The 3,212-nt window shown below is 72.1% G+C and carries 3 protein-coding genes and 2 pseudogenes; all 5 read left to right on the plus strand.

Features of this window, described 5'->3' with window-relative positions; all coding sequences use genetic code 11:
- Positions 1-543: pseudogene (locus tag AB0J87_RS64305) on the plus strand (4-hydroxybenzoate polyprenyltransferase); the annotation flags it as partial.
- The gene (locus tag AB0J87_RS64310; protein ID WP_363985897.1) at positions 540-1,397 is read left to right on the plus strand and encodes a sugar phosphate isomerase/epimerase family protein; all 858 of its coding nucleotides are present in this window, start codon (positions 540-542) and stop codon (positions 1,395-1,397) included. The pseudogene AB0J87_RS64305 and the gene AB0J87_RS64310, both read left to right, overlap by 4 nt.
- Entirely contained in the window at positions 1,351-1,848 is a 498-nt protein-coding gene (locus AB0J87_RS64315; RefSeq protein ID WP_363985899.1) for an EboA domain-containing protein, read from the plus strand. The genes AB0J87_RS64310 and AB0J87_RS64315 overlap by 47 nt, the downstream gene beginning before the upstream one ends.
- Entirely contained in the window at positions 1,849-2,694 is an 846-nt protein-coding gene (locus tag AB0J87_RS64320; protein ID WP_363985901.1) for a TatD family hydrolase, read from the plus strand.
- A 3-nt stretch (positions 2,695-2,697) separates the two neighbouring features.
- Positions 2,698-3,212 (plus strand): annotated as a pseudogene (locus AB0J87_RS64325) (xylose isomerase); the annotation flags it as partial.

Here is a 3,212-nt window from a genome sequence, read left to right on the forward strand (position 1 = left end):
ACCGTCGCCGGTCTGCTGGCCGGTGCGGTGTGGGCCTACGACCTGGGCCTCAAACGGACGGCGGCGGGCCCCGCCTCGATGGCCGCCTGCCGCGCGCTGGACGTGCTCCTGGGCGCCGGCTCGGACGGGAGAGCCGCCGTGCCGATGGCGCTGGCGGTCGGCGCGCACACGTACGGGATCAGCATCCTCGGCCGGGCCGAGGTGGCGGGGGCGGCACCCGGGACCGCCGAGCGTGCCCTCGCCGCCACCACCGCGGCGGCCGGTCTGGCGGCCGCGGCCAGCCTGCGCAGGGGAGCCGCCGCCCGGACGGGCGCCGGGGTCCTCATCGCCGGCTATCTCGCCTCGACCCTCCCGGTCCAGGCCGGGTTACGGACTCACCCCGATCCCGAGAACGTGCGGCACGCCGTCCGGCTGAGCATCCTCGCCCTGATACCGCTCCAGGCGGCGGCGCTCGCCGGGAACGGGCGGTTCGGGGCGGCGGGCGCGTTGCTGTGCTCGCTGCCCCTGGGCAGATGGCTCTCGTCCCGGATGGCCACGTCATGAAGTGGGCCTACTGCACCAACGGTTTCGGCGACCACCGGCTCGCCGAGGCGCTCGCGATCCTGCATGACCTGGGCTACTCCGGTGCGGCGATCACGCTCGACCGCGGCCATCTCGACCCCTATGCCCCCGGCCTGGCCGCGGAGGTGTCGAGGATCGCCGGACTCCTCGAACGCCTCGGCCTCGCGGCCGTCGTCGAGACGGGTGGACGCTACACCCTGGACCCGTGGCGCAAGCATCATCCGACCCTCATCAGCGACGACGCGGGCCGGAGAGCGGAGTTCCTGACGACGGCCATGCGGGTCGCCGCCGATCTGGGCGCCCCGGTGGTCCATCTGTGGAGCGGGGTCAAACCTGACGGCATGACGGAGGAGGAGGCGTACGCACGGCTGGCCGACCAGTGCGAACGGCTCCTCGACGAAGCGGACAGGACCGGCGTCATCCTGGGGTTCGAGCCGGAACCCGGGATGCTCGTCCGGGACCTGGACGGTTACGAACGGCTGCGCCGGATGCTCGGCGACCATCCCCGGTTCGGTCTCACCCTCGACATCGGGCACTGCCACTGCGTGGAGCGGGAGGACCTGCCCGCCTGCGTCCGGCGGGCGCTGCCGTACACCGTGCACGTCCAGATCGAGGACATGCGCCGCGAGGTCCACGAGCATCTGGAATTCGGCGAAGGCGAGATCGACTTCGTGCCGGTGCTCGCCGCTCTGCACGGCTACTCCGGTCTCGTGGCCGTGGAGCTGGCCCGGCACAGCCACGCGGCCCCGCAGGTCGCCCGGCGCTCGATCGAGTTCCTGAGGAGGGCACATGAGGGACGAGTGGCAGACAGAGGCCGTACGGCGGGTCGAGGCTGACCCGGACGCGATCCACCTGCTCTTCCCGCAGGCCGAGCGGCGGGGCGGCCCCGCCGCCCGGAGCGCGCTGCTCAAAGCGCTGGGCGGCGACCACGCGGTGATCCGCAAACTGTACGAGCGCGGCGACAGCGGCGAGCGGCTGGCCATCCTGTCCGCGCTGCCCGAGCTCGATCTCGGCCCGGCGGCGGTCGACCTGGTGGAGGACGCGCTGCGCACCAACGACGCCCGGCTGGTCGCCGCGGCCCTGGGCCCCTACGGGTCGGCGTGGCTGGACGACCACGCCTTCCGTCAAGGGGTGCTCAAGTGCGTCTTCATGTCGATCCCGCTGGCCTCGGTGACCGGCCTGGAGCGCCGGTTCGACGCCGAGCTGGCCCGGATGCTGTCGGACTACGCGGCGGAGCTGCGGGCGGCCGGCCGGCCCGTTCCGCGCGATGTCATGGAGAGGATCTGAATGCGTATCTTCGACCCCCACATCCACATGAGCTCCCGGACCACCGACGACTACCAGCGCATGCACGCCGCGGGAGTCCGGGCCGTGGTGGAGCCCGCCTTCTGGCTGGGGCAGCCCCGTACCAACGTGGGCAGCTTCCTCGACTACTTCGACGCGCTGCTCGGCTGGGAGCCGTACCGCGCCGCGCAGTACGGCATCCGCCACCACTGCGCGCTCGCGCTCAACCCGAAGGAGGCGAACGATCCGCGGTGCGCGGGCGTGCTGGCCGAGTTACCGCGATACCTGCTGAAGGACTCGGTCGTCGCCGTCGGCGAGGTCGGCTACGACTCCATGACGGCGGATGAGGAACGGGCCTTCGAGGCCCAGCTCGCCCTGGCACGAGTAAATGATCTCCCCGTCCTCGTGCACACGCCGCACCGGGACAAGGTCGCCGGCACCCGCCGCACGCTGGACGTGGTGCGGGCCGCGGGCCTCGCTCCCGGGCAGGTGCTCGTCGACCATCTCAATGAGCTGACCGTCGGCATGGTCGCGGACTCGGGCTGCTGGATGGGATTCTCCATCTACCCCGACACCAAGATGGACCCGGACCGGATGGTGACCGTCCTCAAGGAGCACGGCACGGACAGGATGCTGGTGAACTCGGCCGCGGACTGGGGACGGAGCGACCCGCTGAAGACGCGCGAGGTCGCCGACGCCATGCTCGCGGCCGGCTTCGGCGAGGACGACGTGGACCAGGTGCTCTGGCGCAACCCGGTGACCTTCTACGGGCAGAGCGGCCGGCTCAGCCTGGAGGCGGGCACCGAGGCGGCCCCCGACTACGCCGGCAACACGATCAAGCGAGGCTGACCCATGAGGCTGCGCCACCCGGACGGCTCGACGATCCACCTCGCCTACTGCACCAACGTGCACCCGGCCGAGGATCTCCCCGGCATCCACCGCCAACTCTCCGGCGTCGCCGCGCGGGTCAGAACACTGCTCGGCGCCGAACGGCTCGGCGTCGGCCTCTGGCTGCCCCGGCAGGCCGCCGGTGAGCTGCTCGCCCGTGGCGACGAACTCGCCGCGCTGCGCGAGCGGCTGACCGCGCTCGGCCTGGAGGTCGTGACCCTCAACGGGTTCCCCTACCGCGGCTTCCACGACGAGATCGTGAAATACCGCGTCTACCAGCCCGACTGGGCCGACGCGGAGCGGCTGCGGTACACGCTCGGGCTCGCCGAGATCCTCGCCGCATTGCTGCCGGACGACGTCACCGAGGGCACGATCTCGACCCTGCCCCTCGCCTGGCGCACCGCATGGACACGGGACAAAGCGGCTGCGGTCATGGCCAACCTCGACGCGCTCGCCCAGGGCCTGCGCACGCTGGCCGG

The organism is Nonomuraea sp. NPDC049625, assembly GCF_040675285.1.
GTDB lineage: Bacteria > Actinomycetota > Actinomycetes > Streptosporangiales > Streptosporangiaceae > Nonomuraea > Nonomuraea angiospora_A.